Origin of the sequence: Barnesiella sp. CU968, assembly GCF_905219685.1 — a bacterium.
GTDB lineage: Bacteria > Bacteroidota > Bacteroidia > Bacteroidales > Muribaculaceae > Lepagella > Lepagella muris_A.
The window spans coordinates 1-3,279 of record NZ_CAJMXD010000326.1 but is presented as its reverse complement, the minus strand read 5'-3'; the positions used below and the strand labels follow the sequence as shown (position 1 = coordinate 3,279).

General features: G+C 45.0%; 3 protein-coding genes. 1 reads left to right on the top strand and 2 read right to left on the bottom strand.

The genetic code is table 11. The features are described 5' to 3' along the window. Positions 1-242: 242 nt before the first annotated feature. Both JX312_RS10945 and JX312_RS14165 read right to left on the bottom strand, forming a co-directional pair. Entirely contained in the window at positions 243-1,694 is a 1,452-nt protein-coding gene (locus tag JX312_RS10945; protein ID WP_204458021.1) for an ATP-binding protein, read from the bottom strand. 53 nt (positions 1,695-1,747) lie between these two features. Continuing rightward, positions 1,748-2,449 carry a DUF3791 domain-containing protein gene (locus JX312_RS14165; RefSeq protein WP_239653892.1) on the bottom strand — a complete coding sequence of 234 codons (702 nt, stop codon included), beginning with the start codon at positions 2,447-2,449 and terminating at the stop codon, positions 1,748-1,750. A gap of 621 nt (positions 2,450-3,070) precedes the next feature. On the opposite strand from JX312_RS14165, the gene JX312_RS10930 reads away from it, so the two are divergent. After that, a partial coding sequence (locus JX312_RS10930; RefSeq protein WP_204458020.1) for a hypothetical protein occupies positions 3,071-3,279 on the top strand: 209 nt, incomplete at its 3' end.

The following is a 3,279-nucleotide window of genomic DNA, read 5'->3' as shown; positions in this document are numbered from 1 at the left end:
CACTGAAAATCAAGTGATTTCAGTGCTTTGCGGCGTTTTGCCATTTTTGATTGTGACCCCGGAGAGATTTATCTGAAACGGGGTTAAGTATCTTGTCTATCAAGACTTTAGAATTTCCGAAAATCACGGATGTTCCCTTTTTGCACACCCGGACATTTCAATGTTCTTCGTATATCTACAACGCTAAGTTAGCAATAATAGTCTGATTTACGGCATTTCCCGATGTTAAAAATTATCAATCATCAGGTAGTGGAGAGCAAGCTGAAATATCCACCTGTCTTATTTGAACCACGATACTCCACAAAGCCCATTCCGACCAATGCTCTCAAAGCTCTTTTAACGGTAGCCTCACTTTTGTCAATTATCGGAGCTATGTTTACCCTACTTATTCCGGGGTGCTCTTTGACAATGTGGAGCACAAGCTTTTCAACCTCAGATAATATTTTTATCGGGTCATTTATCGGGTCATTTATCGGGTCATTTATCGGGTCATGCTTGTGACCCGATAAATTCGGACGCATGAATGTAACTCTTACAACACCCATTTCATCTGTGACTGTCGGTTGAGGAAGACCTGCACGATTGCATTCCTCAAATATCATCGCCAGTCCTCGTCCCCAATGTTCGATTACGCCACTGTAATACATGCCACGAGCAATGATTTCATTTGGAGGATCTGATGTATGGGAGGCGAGAATATGTGAGCCGTATGTAAGTTTTTCAGCCGGTATTTCCTCTGGAAGCATTCCCGGATTTTCAATCTCGATACGGTCATCGTATATGGCCACACCGACCGATGCGGTACGCCTCCAGTCCATGTGTGCCAGAGCATTGGCGCAGCACTCTCGCAAGGCATTTATCGGCACTTCCAACTCATCTTTGCGATACATACCCTCGAACCGGCTTGTAACTGAAAGATGTTTCAGAAAGAATGGAGTAACTTCATTGAGCAAATCAAAGATGTTACCCTCTATCTGCTGATTGTCGATAAATTCACGTTTGTCTTTGCCACGGAAACGGGCAAGACGTATGATGCAGTTGTGATAGTAAAAGAAATCCTTGCCGAAAAGCACAGCGGCGGCATTGGTATAGACACCATTCTTCAGCACCTTGAATTTTTCAAGAATGGCAATCGGATCACGAGTATATGCACCATCCTTCAAGCGGCCTAATTCCAACGCCTGACGTATTGCCCAATGTATGCGGCTCTCGTCAAGGTCTTCAAACTTCAAATTTTCGTTGGGCAAGGTATCCCATTTGTATCTGAGTCCACCACGGTGCATAATCATACGCGAATGTCTGTCGTGCGGCATAACTGATGTGACACTATCATGTCGTTGATAAGGTCTGCCGTCGTATGAATAGGGTCTGTCAGGATTATTGCCCTCCGCCTCAAACACAATCAGCTTCTTGTCAGAATCAGTAATTTTGACGTATTTAGGCTGAATTTCCACCGCTGGCTCGAAACGGCGCAGAGCCTCGCCAATCGTGCGTGTTGTTTTGTCGCCAATTTCCTGCCCGACAATCTTGCCGGAATTTTTGATACCGAAGACCACAATACCTCCGTCACCGTTGAGCATACCGCACAATGTCTCCATCCCCCGGTCAAGTTGCCCGGTGGTTTCCTTAAATTCAATGTCAACGCCCTCGTGATTTTGGGCGAGTTGCAGTATGTAGTCTAAATCAAAGTTCATAAAATCGGTGCATTACGATATGCAAAGTTAATCATTTTATTGGAATAGTACTGCTATGGCACAAGTCGTCCATTTCTCAATTCTGACAACAATAAGTCATAGACATATGCCGGACTTTCGATATACAATCCTGTGGAAAAGTCCTCCAATTTGGAAAATGTTTCTGAATTGTGGAAAGTGGAGATTGCTTCCGTCAATTCCATTCCTTCCCGTTCCACAAGATAGCGGACAACATCGGCTGATATGCCCTCAAATAAATAACTCGCGTTCCTGTCTTTCATAATTTCTTCAGCATATTGATCGCTGCCTCCAGAGGAATGAGGATAACATATGATTGCCCCTCCATTTTTTTGGCAAACCACGGTTAAGCCTTCTTCGCAATCATTAAACGACAGCGTATGTTCCACATCATAAAATTCGGTCAGGAAAGCAATACCCTTAAAGCGATTTAGATAATTACTGGCCTCACGGATCGTCAGGCGGTGTCTTTTTGAAAACTCGATGATGGCTGTCATTATATAATCTATGACATTCTTATCGGCTTTTTTCATTGGTTTCAGTTCAACGACAGGCTCAACCTCCAGAGCATCTGCAATCCGGCTGATTGTGTTGAAGTTCACACATGATCCGTTTTCAACCTTCGACACCATCGCTTTCTGCACACCAATCATGGCTCCTACCTCATCTTGGGTAAGTCCCTTGCTTTTACGCCGCAGATAAAGCAACTCTCCTATTTTTTTGAAATTTGTATTCATGGTGCAAATATAATAAAAAGTTTCTTATTTGAGAAACATTTAGATAAACTAAGTGTTCGATGGCTCTATATTTTTCTCTCTGCGAAACGAGGCGGAGATGCAACGCTTGGCTGCGCTGGGTTGAGTGCCNTCAAAAGGTGACGGGCTGCGCCTGACACCCATTGACCGCACTCTGCATAGAGAAAGCGGGCTAAACACCGGTAGCCTCAACGCCGCGTGAGGATGCGCCGGGGACGTCGCTGTACCTCGCGCGACTCTGATCGGCAACCCGTGTTCTTCACGCCCGCTTCATAGTTCTTTTCATAGGTCGTTGCATCTCCACATCGTTGTCAGGGATAGCATTTTCGTATGTCTGTCATTCAGTGTCACCCTGCGGGGCTGCGCTGGCTCAACTTTCATGCTGATTATAAGCGGAGTTCAAAGTGTGTTCGCTCGTGGCGATGAACGTGCCGGAACGGGGTATTCTTTGCCTTTCGGCTGAAAAAATCTCCAGACTTCCCGTTGGTCAGCTCGTATTTTTTAAGCCGAGNGGCGAACACCCCTTGCTTTCCGTCACGCGGGGAGTTCATCGAGCGAACAAACTTCAAACTGCGATTATACGCATTAAAAAAATATCGCCTTATGACACTGAATGACAGACATATTAAAAATTCGAGCTTCACTCCTTCACCAGCTCAAACCGCATTAAAAAAGGTTGCAAAGGTGGTTGTGGTTATCCTCGGTGCTATTGTCGGTCTGATGATATGGGCGGTTGTAAAGCCGATATTCCGAGGTGTGGGGTGGCTAATCTCCATACTGACGATGATAGCGATAATCTACTGGTTAATAAC

What these genes read in the sequence shown, in the direction of transcription:
- JX312_RS10945 (WP_204458021.1), bottom strand. Translation starts at nt 1,694, where the DNA reads ATGAACTTTGATTTAGACTACATACTGCAACTCGCCCAAAATCACGAG.
- JX312_RS14165 (WP_239653892.1), bottom strand. Translation starts at nt 2,449, where the DNA reads ATGAATACAAATTTCAAAAAAATAGGAGAGTTGCTTTATCTGCGGCGT.